The following is a 25,352-nucleotide window of genomic DNA, read 5'->3' on the forward strand; positions in this document are numbered from 1 at the left end:
CCGCCGGCAGCCAGTGATCCTGCCATCCGGTTGGCGCCCGGCCAGCGTGGCGGGCAAGAATCTAGCCGCTCCCGGTACGAGCCTCGCTCAGCCCGGGATGTGGCCGGTGGCCTACCAGGGGGAGGGCTCGTAGTCCTTGAGGAAGCAGCCGTAGAGGTCGATGCCGCGTTCCCCGTCGACGATCGGCTGGTAGACCCGGGCCGCCCCGTCGATCAGGTCCAGCGGCGCGTGCCAGCCCTCGGCGACCATGCGGACCTTGGAGTCATGCGGGCGCTCGTCGGTGATCCATCCGGTGTCCACCGCGGACATCAGGATCCGGTCGGTGGCCAGCATTTCCTCGGCGCTGGTGCGCGTGAGCATGTTCAGCGAGGCCTTGGCCATATTGGTGTGCGGGTGCCCGGCGCCCTTGTAGCGCCGGGAGAACTGGCCCTCCATGGCCGAGACGTTCACGATGTACTTGCGGTGCGCGTCCGAGGCCGCCAGCGCCGGGCGCAGCCGCGAGGCCAGCAGGAACGGCGCGGTGACGTTGCACAGCTGCACCTCGAGCATTTCCAGCGCGTCGACGTCCCCCAGGATCTGCGTCCAGGAGTTTTCGGTGACCACGTCGGGCACCAGCCCGCCGGCGTCGATCGCGGTGCCGGTGGCAATTTTTTCGAGGGTGGCCGAACCCGCGGTCATCGCTAGTTCGGCGAGCGCCTGCGCATCGTATTGCGCATGGGCTGCCGGTGCCAGCAGGGCTGAATCTTCGAGCCGGAACGCGCTGGCCAGCGCCTTGGGGTGTTCTGTCGGCGGATTGGCCTCGCCCCACAGTTCCGGTCCGCCGCGCACGAATTCGAGCTCAGCCGGAAGTTGCTGATGCTCGGCTTCGATCAGGTGCTGGTAGGAATTGGTGGTGCGCCGCACCGTCTGGGCCGCGTTATTGATCAGGATGTCAAGCGGGCCTTCGGCGGCGACGCGGTCGGCCAGCGAGATCACCTGAGCGGGGTCACGCAGGTCGATTCCGACGATGCGCAGCCGGTGCATCCAGTCTGCCGAGTCTTCGATCGCGGCGAAACGCCGGACCGCGTCGCGTGGGAAACGCGTGGTGATGGTGGTGTGGGCGCCGTCGCGCAGCAGGCGCAGCGCGATATGCATCCCGATTTTTGCCCGGCCACCGGTGAGCAGTGCGCGTCTTCCGCTGAGGTCTGCGCGGGCGTCCCGGCGTTCGCGGCCCTGCGCGGCACAGGCGGGGCAGAGGTAATGGTGGAAGGCATCGACCGTGGTGTAGCGCTGCTTGCAGATGTAGCAGCCGCGCGGGCGCAGGTATTCACCTGCGCTTTGCTCCGCGGCGGAGGAACTCAGATCCAGACCCAGGGTTTCGTCATCCAAGCGATGTGGCGAGCCGGTGGCGGTGCGTTCGATGACCGCCCGGTCTGCCGCGGTGATTTCGGCGCGCTTCTGGGATTTGCGGTGGCGTTTGGCGGCCTTGAACATGTTGCTGGTGGCACGGCGGACGGCGATATGCCGCTCATCCTCGCTGGGAAGCCGGTGCACCATGCCCAAGACCTTCAGGGCGGTTTCGAGTTCGGCTTCGGTAAAGTGGGCGTCGTCGCCGGTGGGCTCTGCCGGGTGTGGATGTTCAGTCATGTCGCCATCCAGTCTACTTTGTGCCGTTGCTGGCTACTTGCCCGTTGCCAGATCCGCCAAGGTATCGATCAGCAAGCGGCGTTCGACCAGCTTGATGCGTTCGTGCAAGGTGTCTTCGGTATCCTCGTCGCGCACTGCCACGGCTTCTTGACGTAGGATCGGGCCGGTGTCTACCCCGGCGTCGGCGATGTGCACCGTGCAGCCGGTGACCTTGACCCCATAGGCCAAGGCGTCCCGCACGCCGTGGGCTCCCGGGAAGGAAGGCAGCAAGGCCGGGTGAGTGTTGATGTACGTGCCGTCGAAAGCATCGATGAATTCCTCGCCGACAATGCGCATGAATCCGGAGGAAACCACGTAGTCGGGCCGGTAGGACAGGCACTTTTCGGTGAGCTCATGATTCCACTGCCCGCGGTCGGCGTAGTCCTTGAAATTGACCACGAAGGTTTCGATGCCGGCGGCCGCCGAACGCTCAACGCCGTAGGTGCCGTGCTTGTCCGCACCGACTGCGGCGATCTCTACATGAGGCAATTCGCCAGTTGCCACGGCGTCAATGACCGATTGAAGGTTCGAACCGGTTCCGGAAACAAGTACAACAATGCGCATACAGGCTATTCTACGGTTCCTTTGGCGTGCGGTTATCGCCGCCGCCGGCAGGTGAAGTAACGGCGCTCACAATAGCTGCGCTGCACAGCCTAGACTGGGCAGAAGCGCAACCAGAAAAGGAGCATGCCATGACCGAGATCATTCCGGATGACAAGAATTGGACCTTCGTCCTAGAATCCGTCTGCACCGAATGCCATCACGACGTGAGGAACGTGTCTCCAGCCGATGTTATCGAACAGCTCCCCCAGCTCGTCGACCGCTACCTGCTCGCATTGCGCCGCCCGCAGGCGCAAGAGCGCACCAGCCCGACGCGTTGGAGCGATCAAGAATATGTGCTTCATGTAGCCGAGATGCTGGTGACGATGACTCGCCGTTTGGAGCTTATGACCACTCAGGATGATCCGACCTTCCCCAGCTGGGACCAGGACCAGGCCGCCGAAAAGGGCAACTACAACCAGCTCGAAGTCGACGAGGCAGCAGCACGGTTGCGAGCCGCAGCCTCGCTCTATAGCAACAAGCTGGCCCGCATCGACAGCTCCGATTATGGCCGCAAGGGGCTGCGCTCCAATGGCGCAGCCTTCACCGTAGCTACTTTGAACCAGTACGCTTGGCACGATGTACTGCACCACATTTGGGATTTGAAAGCCTAGCGGACTACTAGGAGTTATTTATTTCAACCGTTTTTTGCCCCGCGGATCTCCTTGATTAGACTGCTTGATAAGCACGCCAAATCCTCACAGTTCAAGGACCGCAAGAGTATGAAGAATCATCACGCCGGCAAGGTATTGGTCTTGGCTCTCCTCGGGCTGTTCATGCTTTCGGCCTGCAGTGCCGATACCGCGTCCGAAGAAACTACCGCCCCGGTTCCGGACGCAACCGAACTAATGCCGGTGTTGAGCGAAGAAGCTGGAGACGCAGACCGGCTACCGGAGGGTTTCGAGACTTCCGAGGCCTACACCGCCGAAGCGCTGAGGATGTTGGCGCAGTCGAGTTATGGCGACCATTTTGTGGCCGAAGGCGTCAACGGCGAGCTCTGCTTGATCACCGTGGCCGCACCAAAAGAGCAAGGCATGGAACCCGAAGTCGCCGCCTCAACCTGTCCACCGGTCGAGCATGTGGCCGAGAACGGTATCCTGCTAGCGGTAACCGGCGGCGAGTCGAGTTTCGACGTGGTGACATTCCTGTTGCCACCGGATATTTCAGAGCAAACCGCCACCGAGACGATCAACAAGCTAGTACCCAATAATCACACCGACCTTCGTCCTGCGGTGGAAATCCTCAGCAATGATTCGGCCGTCTTGCTTGTCATGACTTCAGAGACTTCTCAGGAACTGGGCGATTTCCAGCTTCCCCGCCCGAATGGTGATTCGCTGACGATACGGCCATTGGATTAAAGCAAAAACGAACACCTTGGAATCTCAGATGCAATGATCTACGCTGAAACGCCAAAGTGCTCGACAGTTGATTCGGTCCATACGCGGGTGCGCCACCACCGCAGCGCTGTGCAAAAAGATCGCATGCTTTTCTGCGCCTCTCGCCCCGCTGGCTACAAGGCCCAACCAACTCGGAGGCCGGTTGCCCTTCGCTGAATTGAATGCGAACCTGAGGTTGCCGGGGTTTTCTATCCTTCTAGTACGGGATCAGTTTCGAACAAGGGAGCAACCAGATAGCCGATCGCGGTACCCAAACCAATTTGCAGCGCCAACGCGCCGGCGGTGATCCACATATGCGGGCCCAACTCGGTCAGCCGGCCAACGGCCAAGGAACCCGAAGATAACCATGAACCGCTCAAGCTCACGAGACCGGCGACTATTCCGGTGAAGATTGAAAGGCACATGGTGGACAGGCCAAGGGAGAGAATTGTAAAAGGGATGCGGCGGGCAAACCAATCTTCCAGATGGTTTTCTCCCACACGAAGGAAGTACCAGCCAGCAACGATTCCGGCAACTACCGGGAGCAAGAGAAATAGCCATTGATTTCCCGCTTCGCCCGAGGGCAATGCCGCGAAGAGCGGCATGGACGGCAGCGGACCCACGGTGGTTTCCAACGTTGAAAGCGTGCTTCCGGCGCCGATGCTAAAACCGCCACCGCTAATCCAAGACAGCACCCAAAATACCGCATTCGGGATCAGCCCCAGCTGCAGCAGGGTCAGCGCAAAGGAACCGATGGGGCCCGGACGCAGCTCCTGGTAAATATTTGCTACATCGGCCCAGTGCAATCCCACGGTCACACTCATCAAGATGCCGGAAATAGCTACGGCGGCCATATATCCGATGAAACCGGCCACGATGACGTGCCATACATAGGATCCGGCCCAACGCCGATGTGGCGAGACACGCGATATATGTGCCGCAACGTCGACGCCGATGAGCCTGCCCCAGGTACCGGCTTCCCGGCGTGCGCCAAAGATCAGTCCGATGAAGGCGATGATCAGCGGGATAAAGGTCGCCGGCACGACGTCTGCCCTCGCGTATGCGTTACTCGCCAGGAAGGCCATGCCGGTGCCGATGGCACCATAGGTAATGAATGCCCCTGCAAGGCCTTGCCACAACTGGTCGGTGTATGAGGCCCTCGCGATTCGCCGCCCTGCGCGCCAGCAGAAAATGAATGGCAGCAAGCTCAAGCCCAAGGGCAAAAGTGTCAACCACCCGGAGGCCGAGCTGGGATCTGCCTCCGGTCCGAGGTTCATGACTTCTAGCGGAACCCCGTGAATCAATAGCCACAGCAGGCCGCCAAATTGCAGGATCGTCTCAAAGGATTCTTCGAGGAATCCACCGCTGAAATACACCGCAACCAGGGGCACGATCAGCAGCGCCATGCAGAACACGACAGATTGCACAATCTCGAACACACCCTGCAGGGCAAGGGGCATTGGCCATCCGTTGCGCAAGCGCAGCATCACGGCTTTCGTGGGTTTCTTTTCGCGGCTCATCATCTTCAATGGTGCCACCATTGCCGCCGCCCACTGAGAAGCGACGCGCAACGGCAACCCATCAGGTCATAGGACCGGAGGCTAGTAACTTGCCGGAGCAGCTGCCTGTCCATCGTCCTTAAAGCTCGCGGCCAATGCCTCGGTGGCCCGGGCAAGCAAGGCAACGTCGGCACCTACACCCACATAATCGGCGCCGGCTTCGATGTACTTTCGCGCACTTGCCTGATCGAAGGCATTCACACCGGCATATTTGCCGGCGGCTTTTGCTGCCTCGATGGACTGCAGCACGCCGGAGACCACATCCGGGTGGGCTTGCTGACCGATCACCCCCATTGATGCTGCCAGATCCGAGGGGCCGATAAAGATCCCATCGACACCTTCGGTGCCAACGATCTGGGCGACGTTTTCCACCGCTTCCGCCGATTCGATCTGCACCATCACGGTGATCGTTTCGCCTGCACGATGCAGATAGTCGGGAATTCGGTTCCAGCGCGCCGAGCGCGCCAGCGCCGAGCCAACACCGCGCACGCCAAGCGGCGGATAGTTGCAGGCGGCGACCGCGTTGGCCGCTTGCTGGGCATCGTTGACCATCGGGATGATCAGCGACTGCACGCCAAGGTCCAAGAACTGCTTGATAATGACCGGGTCGTTGACCGGCGGGCGCACTACCGGGATGGTGGAATAACCGCGCACCGCTTGGAGCTGCGCCAAGATATTCTGCAAGTCATTGGGTGAATGCTCGGCATCGATGAATACCCAGTCAAAGCCTGCGCCCGCGCAGATCTCTGCGTTGAGCGCCGAGGCGGAGCAGACCCAGATGCCGGTGAGCGCATGGTCTGCCTCGCGCAGCGCGTCCTTGAGCGACGGGTCGGGTTCTACTCGAAATGACATGTCACGGTTCCCATCGGTCCGTAGTCCGCGAAGACCGTGTCGCCCTTGTCCACCGGCATGGGACGGGTGAACGAGCCGGCCAGGATGATCTCCCCGGCGTTGAGTTTATCCCCGTGCGGAGCGATTTTGTTCGCCAACCAATACACTCCAGCGGCCGGGTGGTTTAGCACGCCCGCTGCGACCCCGGTCTCTTCGATGGTCTGGTTCTTGAACAGGATGCCCGAGACCCAACGCAGGTCGATGGCATCCGGCTTCATCGGTGTGCCACCGATGACCATGGCACCCATCGCGGCGTTGTCGCTAATGGTGTCGACGATGCTGCGGCCCTTCATCTCAATGCGGGAGTCTAGGATCTCCAGGGCCGGAATCACATATTCGGTGGCCTCCAGCACGTCAAAAATATTCGCGTTTGGGCCTTCGATATCTTTCTTCAGTTTAAAAGCGAGTTCCATCTCCACTCGTGGGAACGTGTATTGATCCCAGTTGAAGGTGCACCCGGTGTCCAGCACCATATCTTCGAAAATGATGCCGTAGTCAGGTTCGGTGATTCCGGTCGCCATCTGCATGGCGCGCGAGGTCAAGCCGATCTTCCTGCCTGCCAAGACACGGCCGTTGGCTTCGCTGCGCTGGCGCCACAGGTTTTGCACCCGGTAGGAGTCCTCGACGGTCATTTCCGGGTAGCGTGCGGTCAGGAGCGGCACGGGCGTACGGGTAGCGCCTGCCTCGACAAGTTCATCGGCAATCGCCGTGATAATTTCCTCGGATAGCATCGACGGCTACACCTTTCGCATTCGAATTAAATCTACATGGGCTTTGTGGATGACATAGCTCACAAGTAAATATGCTATCGAGCTTCAAGGCTTCTGGCACATCGTACTAACATCCGCCGCCCGCAACGTCCGGAGGCAACGGCTAGATCGTGGATCAGCTTTTGCTCCCCTGGATGTTCGCCAGTAGGGCTTCGAACGGAAGTGTGGTTAGCGGGTCGTTGGGGTTTGCCGTGTCGCTGACCGATGGAGCAATCGAGCGCGTATCCGCCAGATCGGTATCGGCTTGGAGGTTTCCTCCATCCGCGGCAAGGGCCACAATGACCTCGCGAGCCACCCGCCGGGTGCGTTCGGCCAGGGTCCCGGCAAGGCCCTCGCCGCCAAAATCTTCCGAAGCGGCAAAAACGGTAGTAGGCATGATCTGCGTACGCAGGTAGGAGAAGATCGGTCGCATGGCGTAGTCCACGGCAAGTTGATGGCGCTGCGAGCCGGCAGTTGCAGCCAAAACTACCGGCTTTCCGTCCAGCGACCTCGGATCCAGGATGTCGATAAAGGATTTGAACAGTCCCGAAATCGAGGCCGAAAAGACCGGAGTGACAGCCACCAGTACGTCGGAATTCACAACCGCATCCACGACTTCCTGCAGCGCAGGTGGAGCGAACCCGGTAAGCATGTTATTCACGATGTCCTGCGCAAATTCACGCAATTCTACGTTGAGTACGTCGGCTTGGACTCCTGCACCGGCCAGTTCCGCTGCGACGCTTTCACCGATCTGGCGCCCGAGCAGCGAGGTGCTCGAAGGGTTGCCCAGTCCGCCGGAGATGACCACGATTGATTTGCTCATTATTCCCATCCTGAATCCAAATTTTATATGCGTATGCATGTAATAACGGGCGGGCGGTTGATTCTATTCCCGCCCCGGCGCGAATGCCCCTGCAGCTCATCTTGGGAACTTGTTTTCATTATTGTGACGGTCGCAAAGATATTGATACGATGATCTTTATGAGCAATGACCATGCAGAGTCCAAGAATCAGCGCGACATCGAGTCCGGCGTTCGCACCGATTTCCGAAATGCCATGTCGTACGGAAGCTACCTGGATTTGGAACGCATCCTTTCGGCCCAGCACCCGGTCAGCGTCCCAGAGCATCACGACGAAATGCTGTTCATTATTCAGCACCAGACCAGCGAACTCTGGCTGAAGCTGATGCTGCATGAACTGCTCGAAGCTCGCCGGCTGATCGACTCGGACGACCTCGGCAAGGCCCTGAAATGCCTCGCTCGTGTGAAACATATCCAGAAAACCCTCACCGAGCAGTGGTCTGTTCTCGCAACGCTCACACCACGCGAATACGCGCAGTTCCGTGGTTTCCTCGGCTCATCCTCGGGTTTTCAGTCATTCCAATACCGTGCGGTGGAGTTTATCCTCGGCAACAAGCACGAAGGCATGCTCAAGGTGCACGAATCAGACCCGAAGGCACACGAAACGCTCACCGAGCTACTGCACGAACCAACACTTTACGACGCCTTCCTCGCTGCGCTTTCGCGCAAGGGCTACCAGATCTCCTCAGAAATCCTCGAACGCGATGTCACCAAGCCCTGGGAATTCCAAGCGTCGCTAGTGCCAATCTTCAAGGAAATCTACGAGTCCGAAGATACCGTGTGGAATCTCTACCAGGCCTGTGAAGACCTAGTGGATCTGGAAGACAACTTCCAAGCTTGGCGCTTCCGCCACTTGCGCGTGGTGCAACGAACCATCGGCTTCAAATCCGGGACCGGCGGCTCATCAGGCGTCAGCTTCCTGAAACGCGCACTGGACCTGACCTTCTTCCCCGAGCTCTTTGCGGTGCGTACAGAAATTGGCTCCGACTAGCCCCCTTGCCGCATTCGCCCTTGATGATTTCGAGTCTAGGACCGGTAGCGCGGCGTCGGTGGTACGCACCATTGCCGGCCTCTACCTGCGCCATGAGACAACGCCGGTTCCACGTCCCCGAATCATTGAGATGGCTCGAGCGGCAGGGGTGTCGACTCCCGCAGCACAGACCGCTGTTTCGCGGCTCATCGACCGCGGAGTACTGGAAACCGCGGGGCCTGCGGCACTTTCGGTGACCACGCCCGCTATGGCGATGTTTGCCCGCGGCAATAGGCGTATTTTCACTCCGCGTTGCATGGAACATTCCGATCGTTGGGTCCTTGTCGCTTTTTCCTTGCCGGAAGCCCTGCGCGCCACCCGGCATCAGCTGCGCAAACATTTCGTCCAGTTAGGTGGAGGCCTCGTCTCGGCTGGCCTGTGGATCTTCCCCGAATATTTGCAATCCGAGGTCTTGGAAGTCCTGGGAGCCTTGGACGCGAGGAACTACGCCACGCTTTTCATTTCGGAGACATTCGACCACCCGGGATCGGCCCGTGAAGCCTCCGCACAGTGGTGGGACTTGGATAAATTGGCCAAACTCCACCGCTCTTTTCTTGCTGCCACGGCGGGACTCGACGCGACGTCGATAGACGCTGAAGATGCCTATCTCGGCTATGTCGTGCTCATTGATGCGTGGCGAGCCATCCCGTACCTTGATCCGGGTCTCCCCGAACAGATGCTCCCCGATAACTGGCCTGGCCAAGCAAGCCGGGAGCGGTTCGTGGAAATTTCGGCCGCCTTCAAAGACCGGGCTGCGGCACATGCCGAGCACCTGCTGCGCTTGGCGGGCTGAAATCCTTCGATTAGCGCCAGACGGGCTCATCTGTGCCGTAGGGAGCCGGCGGCCCTGCATAATCAAGTGCCAGGCCTCCACACGATAGAGCTGGCGGGGCATAGGTCAGTTCTCCGAACGTACTGTTGATCTTGCGCACTGCGGGTTGACCCAGCGGTTCAATGTCCGCAGTTGGCAAGGGCTGCTCCAGCAGTGCCGTAGCCGTGCGAACCAGCGAGAATCTCGCGTGGCCGGTCATTCCCTGGGTTCTTCGCGCAGCCGCCAAGGACACCACGGCCGCAGCCATCCCGTATCCGGTTGCATGATCCAGCGCCTGCACCGGCAATGCGCCCGGTCTGCCCTCGGCGTCCCGGTAGATATCCGCGATACCGCATGCGGCTTGTACGATGCTGTCGAAGCCACGACGCTTTGCGTAGGGGCCGGTGTCACCCCATGCGCACAACTCGACGATGATTAGATTCGGATAGCGTTCGCGTAGCTGCTGAGTCCGCAATTCGTGCGCCGCTAAAGCACCGGGACGGTACCCGAGTAAAACCACGTCTGCTTCGCTCAACAGCTCATGCACGGTGTTTGCCTGCCGCAGATCGCGCAGGTCAATTTCCGTGCTTCGCTTTCCGAATCCGGTTTCTATGTACTGGCCCTGCAGTTCGGGCATTTGCGGAGGATCGACACGTAGGACGTCGGCACCCAACATCGCTAGGGTACGCGAGGAAGTGGGTCCCGCTATGACCCGGGTGAAGTCCAGGACGCGTAGCCCTCGAAGCGGCTTGACTAAGTCTTGAGAATATTTCCACAATCGGCCCTGCGACACCTCGCTCATCGCGAACTCGACCCAAGGTCCGGCGGCAGCCGCTTGCCCCATTGCCGTAGCTTGCCATTGCGCGCGCGTTCGAACCTCTGCCGCGATCCCTCCGCAGGCGGTGATCAGTTCGACGACGTCGCCGGCTTCAACCATCAGAAGAGACTCAGCGAGCCGTTCGGGGCGGTCAATCCTCAAGGCTTGGAGCAGGGCGCGACGGTGATGCGGATAATTCGCGTGCGTGCGTATCCAGCCGTCGCTCGTTTGATAGAACCCAGAACAGGCATCGAACGCATCTCTTCGTTGCCCAGCGATGCGCAAGTGTTTCGTGGAAGCAAAGGCGGCGGCAGCCCTGCGAGCATCGATGGTGAACAAATCTTGGCTGCCGGTCAGCTGATTAACCGCCGCGGCACATAATTCGGTGGAGGCAATCGTTAGCCCCTCAACGTCCAAAGGCCCACCCCACCACCGCCGGGGCCCACTCCAGTTCTTTGCACGCAGAGCTGGAAGCAGCCCACACTGGGCAAATTCGGCATCGAGTGAAGGCACACCTCGGAGCTGGGAGGTACTCATCCCCGCGTGAACTGACTTTTAGGCATGTGGCTAGCGTGCCATTGCGCTCAATCACAGGCAAATGCTGCGGATACCGCGGTGCCTGCCCTGCAGACGCAGGGTTAAACACCTTGAGCTCGTGCCATTACCCAGCTGGGTAATGGCACGAGCTCAAGACCAAAAGCGAAATTAGTTCGCTGGTACGTTCAGGGTCTGACCAACCATGATCAGATCTGGGTCATTCAACTGATCGTCGTTCAGCACGAACAATCCACGCCAGTCCTTGACGCCCAAGCTGTCAGCAATCTTCGCAAGAGTATCGCCGGACTTTACGGTGTAGTCCTTGCCCGAGTCGGTAACCTTGATGTTGAAAACTGGTGCCTGAGGTGCCGCTTCAACGTGCTTGCCAGCGCTTGGCTGCGTGACCTTCTTGGAGCTACCGGTGCGCTCCAACGACTGCGAAGGCGCAGCCTTCTTGGTGGTCTGCTGCTTAGGCGCTGCCTGCTGCTTTGGCGCTGCCTGCTGCTTTGGAGCCTGCTTCTTTGGAGCTTCCGGAGCCGAGTTGCCCGATGGCGTGCCGCTCAGCCCAAGCTTCGCCGAGCAAGCTGGCCACGCACCCCAACCCTGTCCGGCCTGGACCTTGGTGGCGATACGAATCTGCTCGGCCTTCGAAGCCTGGTTAGGCATGCCACTGCCGCCGAATGCCTTCCAAGTCTGAAGCGAGAACTGCAAGCCACCGTAGTAACCGTTGCCGGTGTTGATGGACCAGTTGCCACCGGATTCACACTGTGCAAGCTTGTCCCAGCTGCTAGCCGCGGAAGCCGGCACGGTCGAGGCGACGACTGCGGTGCTTGCTACTGCTACGGCGGCCAAGGTGGCTCCACCGCGACGAATGATGTTTTTGGTCTTCTGCTGGATCATGACTCTCCAGTGCCCTTCCACGCTCAGGCCTTCCTAGGCCATCCCTGTGCACCGCTCTGCGTCGCATTTCGACTTTTTTTGAAGTACTGCCCTGGTGAGCGGTTTGGAAGTCCCGGCAGTAGGTGTTTCCCCATAACACTGCGAGTGTTATCGAAACGTTATAAATGACCATAGCGCACGACCCCGCACCCTACGCAACTCAGGATTCTTTCAGAAACCCCGTAAATACAGGTCAAAACGGCCAAAGAAATTTTTTCGACGATCCCTTTTTTGGGCGATTTCTTCGAATCCACCGCCGAAGTTGTTATCTTTTCTAAGTGGATCTTGCTTGTGCTTTTGTGATACAGCTTTCACCGTTTTCTCGCTGTGTCCTCCACCTAGGTTCACTGCCCGATGGTGCACTAACGAGAAAGTTTGTTTCCTCACCGTTCGCCACCTCCTTGCCTCCCGAGCCGCTGATTGGGAAACTTCGATCCACTTCTAACTGCCGCCTCACCGCACGGTATTTAGGTAGTGTGGGACTCGGAATAACAAGTAGTGTTTCTGCAAAACGGCAGATAAGGGAACCCGATGGCATTTAGCGACCGACTGACCAAGGAACGAGTCAGGGAGGCCTTGAGCTGCTATCCCCGGGCGATGCGAGAATTCTTCCGAATCGACGGGCTAGACGGAGCCGCTTCCCTTTCCTACTATATGGTTCTAGCGATGTTCCCCGGACTGCTGGCACTGATCTCTTTGCTTTCGCTGGTTGGAGCAAGCGAAAGTAGCACTCAATGGATTATGGATCTGATTCGCCAAAGCCTCGCTGCTAGCGGACAGCAAACCGGCGACGCCCAGCAACTAGTCGAAACCGCTGAGCAGCTACTCACCGGCCTCGCGAGCTCAGCCAAGGGCACATTTTGGGCCATTTTGATTGGTTCCCTCGGTGCCCTGTGGAGCACCTCCGGATACGTGACCGCATTCAGCCGGCAAATGAACCGGCTTTTCGGTGTACGCGAAGGTCGTCCACAATGGAAGAGACGCCCGCAAATGTTTGCCATCACCGTGCTGATCATGGTCGTGGCCGTGATTTCTTTGGCACTGCTGGTAACGTCCGGTTCGATCGCACGGGCCATGGGAAATCTTTTCGGACTCGGCGACAGCTTCGTGCTGCTGCTGAACATCGCCAAACCGCCAGCCCTATTTGTGATGATCCTGCTGGTTCTTGCCTTGTTGTACCACTTCACCCCGAACGTTAGACGCGTAAAGTTCCATTGGTTTTCCCCAGGAACATTTACGGCTCTGATAGTTCTTGGCCTTTCCGCAGTGGGATTCACCGTCTACCTCGCAAAATTTGCAAGCTACTCGGCCACATACGGAGCGATTGGCGGCGTCATTGTTCTCGTTCTGGCCTGCTGGATCAGCAATATCGCACTCATTATCGGGGCATTGGTAGACATTGAATTTACCCGTCTGCGCCAACTACGAACCGGCCTTGCCTCAGCAGCTGAGGTGCATCTTCCCTTGCGCGACAACACCATGGTGGCTCGCGAACAACTTGCGGTTTACAAGGACTTAGTCCGAGCCCAGGAGATTCGCATCAATCATGGCGGAGATCCATTACAAGATATGGAAATTGACCCGGCCGGACGGACCAAGCGCAAAACAAAGTGGCTGCCGGTTGGCATTGCGGCTGCCACGGCTTGGCTGGTGTCGCGTAGCCGTGCGACTAAAAAGCTAAAACAGCCGAAGAAGACTCTGGACTCCTAAGAATATGCCGGCTCCGCCCAACGCCATGATGACCAACAGCCAAAGCGTGGCAAAGGTCCCGGTGGCGCGGGCAATCAGGTAAGCATCGGATTGCTCAATGTCACGGCGCCGCCAAGTATGAACTGCCAAGACCTTGAGGTAATCACGGATTCCCGAGCAAAGCAGGAATCCGCCAAGGAGCAAGGCCAAATATATGTAAGCACTGGACGGTGCAAAGAAAACGACTCCGAGAGCAACCAAAGCGCTCGCGCTGCACACGACAAATGCTGGCCAGTTACGCACGAAAACTAAGGCAAGCACAAAGAACAACGCGTATATGCCCAAGGCTCTGCCGGCATAGCCGGCGGCAGTGGCCCACAATAATGCAGCCGAGACTAGAAGTGGCGCGGGATAGCCAAAGATCCCAGAAATAATGATCGAGACCTTTCCCCGACCACGGCTGACAACTTCGCCGGAGTGGTCCCAGCCGAGGCGGAGCCCAGTGACGAAGCGCCCGGTGAACAGCGCACTGATTACATGTCCTAGCTCATGGACCAGAGTGGAATACATTCCGGTAATTCGCCATACCGGGCGTGGAAGTACCAGCCCAAGGACAAGGACTAATAGGATTGTCCATTGCCCGGAGACGAGATCAACAGGTTGCGATTCCCATAGCCGAGCCCAAGCTCCATTGAGATCTACAATCATGTTCGCTCCAGATGCATTTCGATCGTCGATTTCTCTCATTCTTTCAATCCCTAGCGCATTCCCCGAATTGCCACTTCGACCATGCACCAACTTCTGGGGATGGTCACAGGTGAGAGCAATACGATTAACGGCAGCATACTGTTGTCGTTTTCTGGAGGTTTCCTTGTCTCGCTTAGCTTCTACCGCCATTGCCGTCACCGGATTGACTGGCGGATACGCCACGGGTCGCATCACCAAGAAGCGCCCACTTGCCGCGGTGGTGTTGGCAGCAGCCGGTACCGGGGCATTCTTCATCTGGAAAAAGGATGCCGGAACAGCCAAGGCAATTGCCTTGGTCGGCGCATACCTCACTGCTTTCGGTGCATCGCACCCATTGTCAAAGAAAATCGGAGCTTGGCCAGCGGTCAACACGGTCACCGCCGCGGTGGGTGTTCTTTCGCTAGTTGTCGGCGGCGCGACGAAGCCTTCGCAAGACTAGGCAACGGACATCAATTGGTCGGGGCAGAGTGCTACGTTGACTAGGTAACCACCCAGTCTGCGAAAGGCACCGCCCCCGTGTTCTTCTTTGGTGATCAGTTCGTCTTTTCGGCTAGTGACCTTGCGGTCGCAGTCGACTGTCATTTTCAATCGTTGTGCCTGCTGGATGTAAAACTCGGGCGCCGGGGAAAGACCGAGTCGGCTACCGACGAAATGCTTGTAAGAACCGCGGAGCTCGGAGACGTCCACGAACGAAACGTGCTTGCGGAACTAATTGAGCAATACGGTGACTACGACCCGCAGTCCGGCACCGGCGTCAAACAGCTCCTCACAAGACCCGAACACAATGCTGCGTCCTTGCACGCAGCGCACCGCGAAACCATCCAAACGCTTCGCAGCGGTGCGGACGTCATCTTCCAAGCTACGTTCTTTGACGGCTCTTTTATCGGATTCGCCGATTTCTTGGTTCGCCAGCCCGACGGCAGCTGGGCTGTTTGGGACACCAAACTCGCAAGGCATGCCAGGGTTTCCGCATTGCTTCAAGTTGCCGCCTACGCAGACCAACTGCAAGCCGAAAACATAGCCGTACACCCACAAACAACATTGGTTCTTGGCGACGGTACTCACTCGGTGCACCGAATCGACGAGATCCTCCCGGTGTTCCGCGCTCAGCGCGAACGATTTATCAAGATGGTCGGTGAGCACTCCGCAGCCAATGGCCCGGTGCTCTGGGATTCGGACACAATACGCATTTGTGGCCGTTGTGATTTCTGCGCGGAGCAGGTGAGCATCACACGCGATGTGCTGCTGGTAGCCAATATGTCCATGGTGCAACGTGAGAAGCTTCGTCGACAAGGAATCTTCACTATCGACCAGCTTGCCGCAACGAACGCCAAGGAAGGCACCTCGCTGGCCCGCACGGTCGATCAAGCAAGAATGCAATTGGGTTTGGGACAGGTGGACGGTACCGAGCAGGGGGTGTCCTACCGGGTGAAGTCGTCGCAAACGATATCGACGCTGCCCAACCCCGACCAAGGTGACATATTCTTCGACTTCGAAGGCGACCCGCTATATCAGGAACCCGTCGATAACTCGTGGGGATTGGAATACCTATTCGGGGTCATTGAAAATGATACTGGAGCACCGGTATTCCGCCCCTTTTGGGCACACAGCCGCGCCGAAGAACGACAAGCCTTCTTGGACTTTATTGAGTACGTGCAAGCGCGCCGTCAGCGCTTCCCGAACATGAAGATCTACCACTACGCGGCCTATGAAAAAAGTGCACTACGTAAACTCTCACAGGTTCATATTGCAGGAGAAGACGAAGTCGACCAGTGGCTCCGCGACAATCTACTCATTGATCTCTATGAAACGGTACGAAACTCGTTGGTGGTGTCCACCCGTTCGTATTCAATCAAGAAGCTTGAACCGCTATATATGAAAGAGCATCTGCGCTCCGGTGATGTCACCGATGCGGGTGCTTCCGTGGTCGCCTATGCCCACTATGTATCTGCGCTGGCCTCCGGTGCTGATGCGCAGGCAGCGCAGATTCTCGAATCAATCGCTGACTACAATGAATACGATTGCCTGTCGACGCTTCGCTTGCGCGATTGGCTCTTGTCGCTCGTAGACTTCCAGCCACAAAGGCATCCTGATGTAGAGCTTTTGGACGAAGTCCCCGACGAATATGAGCCCACCGAAGAAGAGCTACGGCTCCAAGAATATTTGGCCGGGCTCCCGCACAACCAAGCACTGAGTGACGATGACCGGGCAATCGCCATGGTCGCGGCGGCCACTGGCTACAATCGCCGCGAGAGAAAGCAGTTCTGGTGGGAGCATTTCGACCGGCTCTCCGCACCTATGGACGATTGGTCCGAGGTACGCGGCATCTTCACGGTGGACTCCGCAGAGCTACTTGAAGATTGGCATAAAGCAACCGAACGCGCCCGGACGTTGACCAGAGTCACCAAGCTTTACGGAACTCTGGCCGAAGGATCACTGCTCAGCCCGGGCACCGGGGTCTTTGCCATGTTTGCCGCACCCCTGCCCGAAGGCATGGAAGCAGGCGACGACGCGCTTCGCGGCGGAGCTTTCAACGCCACGGTGGTCGAGGTTGGCGAAGGATGGATTGCCATCGCAGAAAAGACCAGTGGGAAAGTCTCCGAATACGGGTCTTTCCCCGTCGCGCTCACCCCAGGCCAGCCAATAGCCACCAAAAGCATTGACGAAGCATTGGCACAGATCGCCCAAGAGGTCGGTGCCATTGTCCCGGAGCTACCGCAACAGCCTGGCATAGATATTCTGCGTCGAATTCCACCGCGGTTGAAAACTCTAGCTACCCCGACCGCCCCAGCAATAGTGGACGGTAACGCCCAAGTTTATCCTGCCTTGGTGGAAGCCCTGAAGGACCTGGATCATTCTTATCTTGCTGTTCAGGGCCCTCCGGGCACCGGCAAGACCTTTGTCGCTTCGCATGTGATTCACGAATTGGTTAAGGACGGCTGGAAGATTGGAGTCGTCGCCCAATCTCACGCGGTAGTTGAAAACGTTTTGCGCAAGGCCATCGAAGCAGGCGTGCACCCCGATCAGGTTGCGAAGGAAGTCAAGCACAAGGACCCGGTGCCGTGGACTGGTATCAGCGCCGCGGCGATTGACGATGCGATCCGCTCTGCAGACGGTGCGCTAGTTGGCGGCACCGCGTGGACGATGACCGGCAAACGGATCCCGGCCGCGAGTTTGGATTTATTGGTCATCGACGAAGCCGGACAGTTTTCGCTGGCTAACACCTTGGCCGTTTCACGGGCAGCACGTAACCTTCTGCTGCTCGGAGATCCGCAACAGTTACCGCAGGTAACCCAGGGTTCTCATCCCCAGCCTGTGGATGAATCAGCATTGGGTTGGCTATCCGAAGGTCGCCCGGTACTACCGGAGGAATTGGGCTACTTCCTTGCAACATCATGGCGCATGCACCCGCAGCTTTGCGAAAAAGTCTCGGCGTTGAGCTACGACCACAAGTTGTTCTCCGCGAAGGCCGCGGGGCTCCGCGAACTGAGAGGAACAGCCCCTGGCGTTGAGACCCGCATCGTGCAGCACCGTGGGAACACGACCAGCAGTGCCGAAGAAGCCTCAACCATTGCGGGGCTAGTCCGCGAGCATCTGGGAATGCTGTGGAATCCGGGTGGCGGGAAGGAACCGCGGGTACTGGCCGAAGCAGACATTCTTGTCGTGGCCGCCTACAACGCCCAGGTGAATCTGGTGCGCGAGATCCTTGACGGGGAACAGCTTTCCGGGGTGAAGGTCGGCACGGTGGACAAATTCCAGGGTCAAGAAGCACCAGTGGTACTGGTGACAATGGCCTGTTCAAGTGCCGACGATGCTTCACGAGGTATCGATTTCCTGTTGAACCGAAATCGCATCAACGTGGCCATCTCCCGAGGCCAGTGGAAAGCGGTGATCGTGCGTAGCGAGCGACTCACCGACTTCCTGCCATCGAATCCCGCCGCATTGTCGCAACTCGGTGCTTTCATGGCGCTTTAACCATTGGCCGTCCATCGATTCGGCGCGTCTTTCACCGCGCCGAATCGATAACTTCTGCTACGTCAAAGAAGGACTTCAGCACGGGCCGATCCCCGCGTTGCTCTTTGTCGAATTGCAGGCCATCGACGTTTATTCGCATCTGCCGCTGGTAATCATCGCGTTGCTGCATCCATGCGGTGATGGTGCCGTCTACACCGTAGAAGTACATAAACCCTTCCTTCTTCAACAGCTCAAATCGTGCACCCGAGTATGACCCGGTGCGAGCGATATCTGAGCCAAAAGGGTAAATGAACTGATCGGTTTCGCCCAGGATTGGTTCGACTTCGTCCTTCCACAGCTTCATGTCACGTTTGAAACGGCCCAGGCTCACGGTTCCGGTTGCGATATGACCCCATGAATGAGAGGCGAAGACCCACCCTTCCTTTTTCATCGCCTCGGCGATTTTGGTTGCTTCTTCCCGGTCCTTTTTAAGATTCTTACTATCCGGATATTGGCTTTGCGAAGTCCGGTAGCCGAATACACCGTTATAGCCGGTCATGGCGATGATCCCGCGAGCATCCCGGTAGGAAAAATCCGGATGCTCGGCTACAAAGTCATCGAGCACTGTGGTCACGTCGTACGCGCCCACATGCTTCTTACCGTCACCGTCTACATATTCGTTTCGGACGTTGCCCTTCTTATCGAGCACCAGCCGGTCGGCGAAACCATCGCCTTCCATATATTCGTAGTAGCTCAGGTCATCAAGGGATAAGACGATGGGTTTTTTCCCGGCCGGAAGCATAATTTCCCGGTAGCTCATATTTTTCTTCTTATCGAGACCGGCGAAGTCAGCAGGGTTGACCAGCACGAAATCACGGCTGTGCAGCTCTTGGAGGATCGCTTCAAATTCCTTTTGCGTCACCATATAGTCCCGGTAGCCCTGTGCCCTATTGTCTTTATCGAAGGCGCGCTTCGGATCAACAACGAGCGAGTGGAAGAATAAGTGCGGAATCTGGTCGGGGTGTTCCCACGCAGAGGTGCCCTTCTTTTCAGATTCGAGACCCCGAACCAAGTCGTTGAGTTTGGCGCTAGGGTCTTCCTCCGCCAGTTTGATGGCGGCGTTGTAGTCGTACCCGTCGGCAAGTCGATTGATCTGGGCAAGGACGCCTTCTTCGCGTGCAGCTTCATCTGCAGCCTTTTGAGCCTCTACGGCTGCTTGAGACGCGCTACTAGCAGCTATTTCAGGGTCGACTTGGTCACTACAACCGGCCAATGCCAAGACGACTGTGGCCACTACCGCGATCTTGATGTGCTTCACTTCGCATCTCTCTCCTCGTAGCGGCTATCCCCATGGACGCTACGATTTCTCCTTGCCATCACCTTGTTTCCGACCTTACACATACTTATCTGGGGTTTGTACCCTTGGACGCAGTCGGCCGGGCAACAACTTGGCAACACTTTTCACTTCACAATTTCTCACATGAACCTTCAGGCTCGATGGCTTAGAATTGATAGGTTAGGCGTCGAAAGATCAAGGATGTACATGCAGCCCTCGCATCGCGCGAACAGCTTGTGGCTTCAGTCCCAGCAGTTCAGGAGTTCGGCAGCATATCGGCTTCTTACCGCGCAGCCTTGGGCTGTTGCCTTTATCCGATCAGAATTTACTGCGGACAAGCCACGTGTAGCCCTAGAACTTTTCCATGCTTCATTGGATTCGTTCTTGAAGCTCGCTCGCACCAGCGACGAACAGATTCCCCAAACGTATTCCGCCCAAGACTTCGCCGAGGTCTGGGTCAAGCAGGGAATCTTGGCCCGTCCCCTGATCGACGGGCGTTTCGTCTACGAACCGAGCGCACAGACCTTGCGTACCCTGCGTTTCCTCGCAGATTTTTCGGCTGACGACTCGCACCTGAACTCTTCTCGCTTGAATACCTTGCTGTCCTCGCTGGAGTCCTTAGCCCACGAGACAGATCCAGACCCTGAAGCGCGTATTCGTGCCTTGGAGTCACAGATTGCCATGCGGCAAGCGCAGATCAATGAACTGCGCACCGGTGATGCTCCTGCGGTGCTTTCGCGTGCCACCGCGCTGTCCGCGACTCGCTCGGTGCTTGACTTGGCTTCGAGCCTTCCTGCCGACTTCCGCCTAATGCGCGACGGGGTTCAGGAGATGTTGCATTCCCTACGGGAAGGCATCTTGGACGCGTCTACGGCAAAAGGCGTTGCGGTAGGCCAAGTCTTAGAAGCCGACCGCCAGCTCCGTTCAACCGCCGAGGGCGAGACCTTCCGGGGCTTCACGGAGTTCCTCAACTCTCCAGACGCGCAACAGCGTTTCCGCGCCGCACTTTCTGAAGTCCTAGAACGCAACTTCGTGGACGACCTCGATACTCCGGAACGCCAGATTCTGACCAATTTGCTTCGTGAGCTCCGACGTCAGGCAGCAGAAGTCCATACTTCGTACGGAAAGCTCTCCGAATCGCTGCATGCCTTTGTTCAGTCTGAGGACTACCAACAAGCACAGCTTCTGCGCCAGGCGGTACGTAGTGCTGAAGCGGCGATCGTGAAGTCTGTGACGCTCAGGCCACGCAGTGCTTTGGCTCCGCTTGAACTTTTCGCCCCACAGTTCATGACGCTTGCTGGCCTAGGCATCTTTGACCCGTCCGAGCATGTGGCCCCGCCGCCGTTGGCGGCAGCACCGGACTACAGCGCCTCCGATATCGTGCGCACCCCATCCACTCCGCAAGCGAATATGGCTTTCCTCCGTGAGTCGGTAACAAGCAAGCTTGGCCACCGCTCAGAGGATCGGCTCCCGCTCGATGAAATTTTCAATGATCTGCCCGAAGAGCACCGCCATCTGAATACCGTGCGTGCCTTGATCGAAATAGGCCGGACCAACGGCGAATCACTGAGTGAAACGGATTTGATGACCATCACCTTCCGGCAGATTGATGGTTCTGAACGTACAGCAATTCTTCCCGCCCTAACTTTCACGAAGGAGCCGCTATGACCAGCACAAATTCATATGCTGCACCCATCACCGAATCGCTCTTTGAGGGAGACCGCGGCAACTTCTCATTGGAGCTGCGGCAATTACTAGTACGTTTGCTACGCGGCCCCTACCTCGATGGGTCAACCGACCCGGCGGCTTGGCAGCTATTGCTAGACCAGCAGGAAGTAGTAGGAGCCTATGTTTCGGAAATTTTTCTGACCATCTCCATGGACACGGATCGAAAAATTGCGATGCTTACTCCAGCGCAAATCGATCAGGTGCACACCTCTCCGATTGCCCCGCGCCGCGCCTTGAAGCGCGACGAAACCTTGCTCGCGCTACGCCTGCGCCTACTGCTGGAACAGCATTCCGGCACCGGAACCGACGCAGTCCTTTCACGAAGCGCCATGCATGAGATCTTGGCCGAACATCGTAGTCCCTCCGATCGCGATGACAAACGCTTTGCCGAATCCTGTGACGCGGCAATTGCCCGGCTGAATTCCCTGCGCTTGCTCACCGGCACGGAATTAGCCGACGAATTCAGGATTTCTCCGGCCCTAGCGATGGCCCTGCCCATTTCACGAATCGAAGATATTCCCCAATATATCGCTGCGATCGATGCAAACGAATCGACGCTGAATCTGTCCGCCGACACTTCCGAAGAACTGTCCCTGGATTCAACCGACCTGGTGCAGGAGTAGCCGATGAGTATAGAAATGACCCTCCCGCTCGGTGGCGCCCTCAACCCGGGACAGCATCGGCTCTGCCGGATCCAGATCGTTAACTGGGGCACTTTCCACGGCCTGCACAACCTTGAAATTGATCGCGCTGGAACGCTGGTCACCGGACACCCCGGCGTGGGTAAGTCGACCTTGTTTGATGCCATGGGGCACATCTTCTTTGCGACCCCCAAGCTCAACGAGTCTGCAAACGATGCCGCAACTCGCGCCGATCGCCGCACCACCTTCTCCTACCTGCGTGGCCGCAAGTTCAAGACCAGCTCGGGCACCGTCTATCAGCGCCCCGGCGCTACATGGAGCGCCATCTTGCTGGGCTACGAGGATGGCCTGGGCAACACCGTCAGCATTGGCGCGGTTTTCGACCTGCCAGACGCAGGGTTAGAGAATCAGGTGTCCAAGCATTATCTGCTCAGTGAAGGCGCGCTGGATATTGCGGAGCTTGAACATCATGGGCCACGACGTTTTACCGTGTCTTCGCTGTCCAAGTCTTTGGAACCAACCGAGGCATTTGATACGCACAAGGCCTTCATCGAACGTGTCCGCCGCCGCCTTGGGGTGGAAAGCGACAAGGCTTTTGCCTTGCTTCGCACCTTGCAAAACGGCAAAGGGTTGGCGAAGGGTGTCAACCAGTTTTTCCGTCACGAGGTGTTGGAAGAACCCACCACGCTGAAAGCGGCAGCGGCGGCGGTGGAGGACTTCGCCCATCTGCGCGGCATCTACCGTCAATTGGATACGGCGCGCGCACAGCGCGATGTGCTGGCCCAGGTTCCAGAGCAGGATCAGGTTTATCGAACGCTCGCCCAACGCATCGGCGAGACCGAACAGCTGCTCAATAGCGATCTGCAGCAACTCGATGCCAAGGTCCGCCAGCATATTCTGCGCAACGACTTGCACCGTCATCAACGCGAACTAGCCGAGCTCAAGGAACAAGAAGCTGACATTCTGGCGCGCAAGAGCCGGACCGAGGGCCAGCTTCAGTCGCTCGCGGCGGCCCACGATTCCGCTGGTTCAGCCTCGCTGATGCTACTAGAGCGTGAGGCGGATGCGGCACGCAAGGCACTTTCGGAAAAGGAATCCGCGTTACGCGCGTTGCAGGAACAGGCGACCGCTGCCGGCTTGAACTTCGAGTTCAGCGCCACCGGGCTCGATGAGCTGCGCGGGAATGCCGCCCGGACCATGCAACAGCTGGCTTCCATCACCAAAGATGCGCAGACGGTTGAGTACGAGGCCATGGCCTCGCTGATGGCGCTGCGCAAGCGTGCAGAAGCATTGGACGAGCAGATTCGTTCCTACCAGCGCCGTGGCACGAATATCGATGACCGTTCAGTGGCAGCACGCAGAGCCATCGCATCGGCTTGTTCCTTGAGCGAAGAGCAGTTGCCCTTCGCTGGCGAACTGATGGATGTGGCCGCTGACTCGGCCATCTGGCGGCTGGCTGCCGAAAAGGCATTGCGCTCGCTGGCTCGCACCATTTTGGTGCCAGGCGAATTCCTCACCCAGGTAACGCACGCAATTGACGAACTCGACGGATTGGGTCGAGTACGTTGGGTCGATACGTCGGTCAAACCACGCGAAGCAGAAGCCGGACCGGCCGATTTGGTCAGCAAACTCGACTTTGCTTCAGGTGAAGCGGGAACCTGGCTGCGCACCAAGATCACCGCCGATTATCCGCTGGCCTGTGTGGAGAATGACGCGGCGATGCATGTGCATCCCAAGGCCATCACTCCCGCAGGAACCATCAAATCCGGTGCGGGTAGCTTTGAACGCGATACCCGCAGCGTCCCGGCCTCTGATTATCTGCTTGGTTTCACCAACGAATCCAAAATTTCGGAATTGCAGAACAAAGCCGAACGCCTCAAGGAACAGATCCTAAAAGCCCAGGATGCCGCCGATGAACGGACGGCAGCAAAAAACCAAGTCGTTGCGAAGTCTCAGCTGCTTGCGGCCATCGTTGCCGACGAACGCAATTTTGCCCAGCTAGATGCTTCAGCTGCGCTAGATTCCCTGCGTCGCAGCGAGCAGAAGCTCGGCGACGCACTGGTGCTTTCGGGCGATTCTTCGAAAATTCGCCAGCAGATCGAAAACGCAAAGGCAGATTCTGAGCAGTTGGTTGGCGACCTCGCGTTGGTGCGCTCGCGTATTGATGATCTAGAGCTACAGAACGAACGTGCGCAGAAAGTGCTCGCAACCACCGAAGGTGAGGATGCAAACGGCAACTGGGTCTCCGCTGTCCCTACTCATCTGCGTCACCATGCGATCCTTGGCCCGATTTTGGAACAGGTGGCTGCGGGCGATTGCCCGCCAGTAGATTCCATTGGCGAAGCCTTCGCCGAGGTCAAGGTGCAGCTAGGCGGCCAGCTCAACGATTTCTCCTCGCAACGCCATGAAGTAGGTGGGGCGCTAAGCGACACCTTCAAACGCTTTGCCCGAGAATTCGGTACCTCGCACGCGCAGACGCACGGAACAACTCCGGAAGCCGCCGAGCACTATGCCAAACTGCATGGTCAGATCGTTGCAGACGGATTGCCCCACCACGAAGCACAGTTCCGCGAGTACTTTGCCAACCGTTCCTACGAACGCTTCAGCGACCTGTTGCAGCTGCTTGACGAGGAACGCCGGATGATTTCCGAGCGAATCAAACCGCTAAACCAGATCCTTGCCGATGTCACCTTCGAACATGGCTCGATGCTGCGGTTGGAAGTTGAAAACTCGATTCCCGTTGAGGCTGGAACCTTCCGCAAGGAACTGAAGGCGGCATTAAATGACGCCTACACCACCAAGGAAGAAAGTACCCTGGCGAAGTCCTACCAGGCACTTGAAGCCCTAGTTTCCGCACTGAGCGATCCAGGCTTGAACGCCTGGCGGTCTACCGTGCTGGATGTTCGGCAACACGTGGTGATTAGCTGCAATGAGCACAAGCCGAACGGAGAGGTGGAGACCGGCCTGGAACCTGGCACGCTATCCGGTGGTGAGGGCCAGCGCTTCACGTCCTTCATCATGGGCGCAGCCCTGGCCTATCAGTTGGGCTTTGCCTCGGCGGGTTTCACTTCCTACGGCACCGTGATGATTGACGAAGCGTTCATCCAAGCGAACTCCGAATATGCGGCAGCTGGCATCCGTGCGCTGCAGGAGTTCGGTTTCCATCTGGTTCTGGCGGCGCCGGAAGACAAGATCGATTTGAGCCACCACCTGGGTTCCATTATCGATATCATCAAGCATCCGGGATCTAATATCTCCGGCTTCGTCACTACTGGTCGCTCCCCGGCGCTGGCCACCACCATTACGCTGCGTGGTTAGCGCGGCAAGACAACAGGCAGCACCCAGCCCTGCTCCCAGGAGCATTTCGGCAAATTAAACACGACGGGGTCGGAATAGTTGCTCATCAACTATTCCGACCCTTGC

The 25,352-nt window shown here is 58.0% G+C and carries 21 protein-coding genes; 10 read left to right on the forward strand and 11 right to left on the reverse strand.

The annotated features are described in order from the left end of the window. Nucleotides 1-111: 111 nt before the first annotated feature. Nucleotides 112-1,536 (reverse strand): SDR family NAD(P)-dependent oxidoreductase, encoded by a 1,425-nt coding sequence (locus tag CIK76_RS18205; RefSeq protein WP_096289269.1) that lies wholly within the window; start codon nt 1,534-1,536, stop codon nt 112-114. A 123-nt stretch (nt 1,537-1,659) separates the two neighbouring features. Continuing rightward, nucleotides 1,660-2,229, reverse strand: a complete 570-nt coding sequence (gene purN / locus CIK76_RS18210) for a phosphoribosylglycinamide formyltransferase (RefSeq protein ID WP_096289096.1) — start codon at nt 2,227-2,229, stop codon at nt 1,660-1,662. 128 nt (nt 2,230-2,357) lie between these two features. On the opposite strand from purN, the gene CIK76_RS18215 reads away from it, so the two are divergent. Both CIK76_RS18215 and CIK76_RS18220 read left to right on the forward strand, forming a co-directional pair. After that, nucleotides 2,358-2,879, forward strand: a complete 522-nt coding sequence (locus CIK76_RS18215) for a DinB family protein (RefSeq protein WP_096289098.1) — start codon at nt 2,358-2,360, stop codon at nt 2,877-2,879. Between the two features lie 108 nt (nt 2,880-2,987). Continuing rightward, nucleotides 2,988-3,623, forward strand: coding sequence for a hypothetical protein (locus CIK76_RS18220; RefSeq protein WP_096289100.1), 636 nt, complete (start codon nt 2,988-2,990; stop codon nt 3,621-3,623). Between the two features lie 227 nt (nt 3,624-3,850). Here CIK76_RS18220 and CIK76_RS18225 read toward each other — a convergent pair whose 3' ends face one another. From CIK76_RS18225 to CIK76_RS18240, 4 genes are all read right to left on the reverse strand, one after another. Further along, the gene (locus tag CIK76_RS18225; protein WP_255248539.1) at nt 3,851-5,182 is read right to left on the reverse strand and encodes a DUF6350 family protein; all 1,332 of its coding nucleotides are present in this window, start codon (nt 5,180-5,182) and stop codon (nt 3,851-3,853) included. Between the two features lie 60 nt (nt 5,183-5,242). Next, on the reverse strand, nt 5,243-6,052 hold the full coding sequence (locus tag CIK76_RS18230; protein ID WP_096289104.1) for an aldolase/citrate lyase family protein: 810 nt from the start codon (nt 6,050-6,052) through the stop codon (nt 5,243-5,245). Then, complete coding sequence (gene hpaH / locus CIK76_RS18235; protein ID WP_096289106.1) at nt 6,037-6,822, reverse strand: 2-oxo-hept-4-ene-1,7-dioate hydratase; 786 nt, start codon at nt 6,820-6,822, stop codon at nt 6,037-6,039. Before hpaH ends, CIK76_RS18230 begins: the two co-directional genes overlap by 16 nt. A 154-nt stretch (nt 6,823-6,976) precedes the next feature. Further along, nucleotides 6,977-7,663 carry a CE1759 family FMN reductase gene (locus tag CIK76_RS18240; RefSeq protein WP_096289108.1) on the reverse strand — a complete coding sequence of 229 codons (687 nt, stop codon included), beginning with the start codon at nt 7,661-7,663 and terminating at the stop codon, nt 6,977-6,979. A 158-nt stretch (nt 7,664-7,821) separates the two neighbouring features. On the opposite strand from CIK76_RS18240, the gene kynA reads away from it, so the two are divergent. Next, on the forward strand, nt 7,822-8,691 hold the full coding sequence (kynA, locus tag CIK76_RS18245) for a tryptophan 2,3-dioxygenase (RefSeq protein WP_096289271.1): 870 nt from the start codon (nt 7,822-7,824) through the stop codon (nt 8,689-8,691). A 130-nt stretch (nt 8,692-8,821) separates the two neighbouring features. Then, on the forward strand, nt 8,822-9,523 hold the full coding sequence (locus tag CIK76_RS18250; RefSeq protein WP_176484311.1) for a PaaX family transcriptional regulator C-terminal domain-containing protein: 702 nt from the start codon (nt 8,822-8,824) through the stop codon (nt 9,521-9,523). A gap of 10 nt (nt 9,524-9,533) precedes the next feature. On the opposite strand, the gene CIK76_RS18255 is transcribed toward CIK76_RS18250, so the two are convergent. From CIK76_RS18255 to CIK76_RS19195, 3 genes are all read right to left on the reverse strand, one after another. Then, complete coding sequence (locus CIK76_RS18255; RefSeq protein ID WP_255248540.1) at nt 9,534-10,871, reverse strand: CoA transferase; 1,338 nt, start codon at nt 10,869-10,871, stop codon at nt 9,534-9,536. 192 nt (nt 10,872-11,063) lie between these two features. Next, nucleotides 11,064-11,795 carry a transglycosylase family protein gene (locus CIK76_RS18260; RefSeq protein WP_096289114.1) on the reverse strand — a complete coding sequence of 244 codons (732 nt, stop codon included), beginning with the start codon at nt 11,793-11,795 and terminating at the stop codon, nt 11,064-11,066. 210 nt (nt 11,796-12,005) lie between these two features. Then, entirely contained in the window at nt 12,006-12,221 is a 216-nt protein-coding gene (locus CIK76_RS19195) for a hypothetical protein (protein WP_141393623.1), read from the reverse strand. A 210-nt stretch (nt 12,222-12,431) separates the two neighbouring features. On the opposite strand from CIK76_RS19195, the gene CIK76_RS18265 reads away from it, so the two are divergent. Next, nucleotides 12,432-13,544: a YihY/virulence factor BrkB family protein gene (locus CIK76_RS18265; protein ID WP_255248547.1), complete on the forward strand. Its 1,113-nt coding sequence runs from the start codon at nt 12,432-12,434 to the stop codon at nt 13,542-13,544. Here the strand turns inward: CIK76_RS18265 and CIK76_RS18270 are convergent. Continuing rightward, nucleotides 13,512-14,270 carry a M50 family metallopeptidase gene (locus CIK76_RS18270; RefSeq protein ID WP_176484312.1) on the reverse strand — a complete coding sequence of 253 codons (759 nt, stop codon included), beginning with the start codon at nt 14,268-14,270 and terminating at the stop codon, nt 13,512-13,514. The genes CIK76_RS18265 and CIK76_RS18270 overlap by 33 nt on opposite strands. 124 nt (nt 14,271-14,394) lie before the next feature. On the opposite strand from CIK76_RS18270, the gene CIK76_RS18275 reads away from it, so the two are divergent. Both CIK76_RS18275 and CIK76_RS18280 read left to right on the forward strand, forming a co-directional pair. Further along, complete coding sequence (locus tag CIK76_RS18275) at nt 14,395-14,709, forward strand: hypothetical protein (RefSeq protein ID WP_096289120.1); 315 nt, start codon at nt 14,395-14,397, stop codon at nt 14,707-14,709. A 212-nt stretch (nt 14,710-14,921) separates the two neighbouring features. Beyond that, nucleotides 14,922-18,245 (forward strand): bifunctional RecB family nuclease/DEAD/DEAH box helicase, encoded by a 3,324-nt coding sequence (locus tag CIK76_RS18280; RefSeq protein ID WP_255248541.1) that lies wholly within the window; start codon nt 14,922-14,924, stop codon nt 18,243-18,245. Between the two features lie 31 nt (nt 18,246-18,276). Here the strand turns inward: CIK76_RS18280 and CIK76_RS18285 are convergent, their stop codons facing one another. Then, nucleotides 18,277-19,542, reverse strand: a complete 1,266-nt coding sequence (locus tag CIK76_RS18285) for a polysaccharide deacetylase (protein ID WP_096289124.1) — start codon at nt 19,540-19,542, stop codon at nt 18,277-18,279. A gap of 225 nt (nt 19,543-19,767) precedes the next feature. Here CIK76_RS18285 and CIK76_RS18290 point away from each other — a divergent pair, with 225 nt between their 5' ends. The 3 genes from CIK76_RS18290 to CIK76_RS18300 are packed head-to-tail and all read left to right on the forward strand — an operon-like array spanning nt 19,768 to nt 25,247. Further along, the gene (locus CIK76_RS18290) at nt 19,768-21,228 is read left to right on the forward strand and encodes a DUF3375 domain-containing protein (protein ID WP_096289273.1); all 1,461 of its coding nucleotides are present in this window, start codon (nt 19,768-19,770) and stop codon (nt 21,226-21,228) included. After that, on the forward strand, nt 21,225-21,911 hold the full coding sequence (locus CIK76_RS18295) for a DUF4194 domain-containing protein (RefSeq protein ID WP_096289126.1): 687 nt from the start codon (nt 21,225-21,227) through the stop codon (nt 21,909-21,911). The genes CIK76_RS18290 and CIK76_RS18295 overlap by 4 nt, the downstream gene beginning before the upstream one ends. 3 nt (nt 21,912-21,914) lie before the next feature. Then, on the forward strand, nt 21,915-25,247 hold the full coding sequence (locus CIK76_RS18300) for an ATP-binding protein (RefSeq protein WP_096289129.1): 3,333 nt from the start codon (nt 21,915-21,917) through the stop codon (nt 25,245-25,247). Nucleotides 25,248-25,352: the final 105 nt, after the last annotated feature.

It is taken from the genome of Glutamicibacter sp. BW80, from assembly GCF_002332385.1.
In the GTDB taxonomy this organism is placed as follows: domain Bacteria; phylum Actinomycetota; class Actinomycetes; order Actinomycetales; family Micrococcaceae; genus Glutamicibacter.

Coding starts and splice junctions, on each gene's coding strand:
- CIK76_RS18205 (WP_096289269.1), bottom strand. CDS start 1,536: ATGGTGCACCGGCTTCCCAGCGAGGATGAGCGGCATATCGCCGTCCGC.
- purN (WP_096289096.1), bottom strand. CDS start 2,229: ATGCGCATTGTTGTACTTGTTTCCGGAACCGGTTCGAACCTTCAATCG.
- CIK76_RS18215 (WP_096289098.1), top strand. CDS start 2,358: ATGACCGAGATCATTCCGGATGACAAGAATTGGACCTTCGTCCTAGAA.
- CIK76_RS18220 (WP_096289100.1), top strand. CDS start 2,988: ATGAAGAATCATCACGCCGGCAAGGTATTGGTCTTGGCTCTCCTCGGG.
- CIK76_RS18225 (WP_255248539.1), bottom strand. CDS start 5,182: ATGGTGGCACCATTGAAGATGATGAGCCGCGAAAAGAAACCCACGAAA.
- CIK76_RS18230 (WP_096289104.1), bottom strand. CDS start 6,052: ATGTCATTTCGAGTAGAACCCGACCCGTCGCTCAAGGACGCGCTGCGC.
- hpaH (WP_096289106.1), bottom strand. CDS start 6,822: ATGCTATCCGAGGAAATTATCACGGCGATTGCCGATGAACTTGTCGAG.
- CIK76_RS18240 (WP_096289108.1), bottom strand. CDS start 7,663: ATGAGCAAATCAATCGTGGTCATCTCCGGCGGACTGGGCAACCCTTCG.
- kynA (WP_096289271.1), top strand. CDS start 7,822: ATGAGCAATGACCATGCAGAGTCCAAGAATCAGCGCGACATCGAGTCC.
- CIK76_RS18250 (WP_176484311.1), top strand. CDS start 8,822: ATGGCTCGAGCGGCAGGGGTGTCGACTCCCGCAGCACAGACCGCTGTT.
- CIK76_RS18260 (WP_096289114.1), bottom strand. CDS start 11,795: ATGATCCAGCAGAAGACCAAAAACATCATTCGTCGCGGTGGAGCCACC.
- CIK76_RS18265 (WP_255248547.1), top strand. CDS start 12,432: ATGCGAGAATTCTTCCGAATCGACGGGCTAGACGGAGCCGCTTCCCTT.
- CIK76_RS18270 (WP_176484312.1), bottom strand. CDS start 14,270: ATGAGAGAAATCGACGATCGAAATGCATCTGGAGCGAACATGATTGTA.
- CIK76_RS18280 (WP_255248541.1), top strand. CDS start 14,922: ATGCTTGTAAGAACCGCGGAGCTCGGAGACGTCCACGAACGAAACGTG.
- CIK76_RS18290 (WP_096289273.1), top strand. CDS start 19,768: ATGCAGCCCTCGCATCGCGCGAACAGCTTGTGGCTTCAGTCCCAGCAG.
- CIK76_RS18295 (WP_096289126.1), top strand. CDS start 21,225: ATGACCAGCACAAATTCATATGCTGCACCCATCACCGAATCGCTCTTT.
- CIK76_RS18300 (WP_096289129.1), top strand. CDS start 21,915: ATGAGTATAGAAATGACCCTCCCGCTCGGTGGCGCCCTCAACCCGGGA.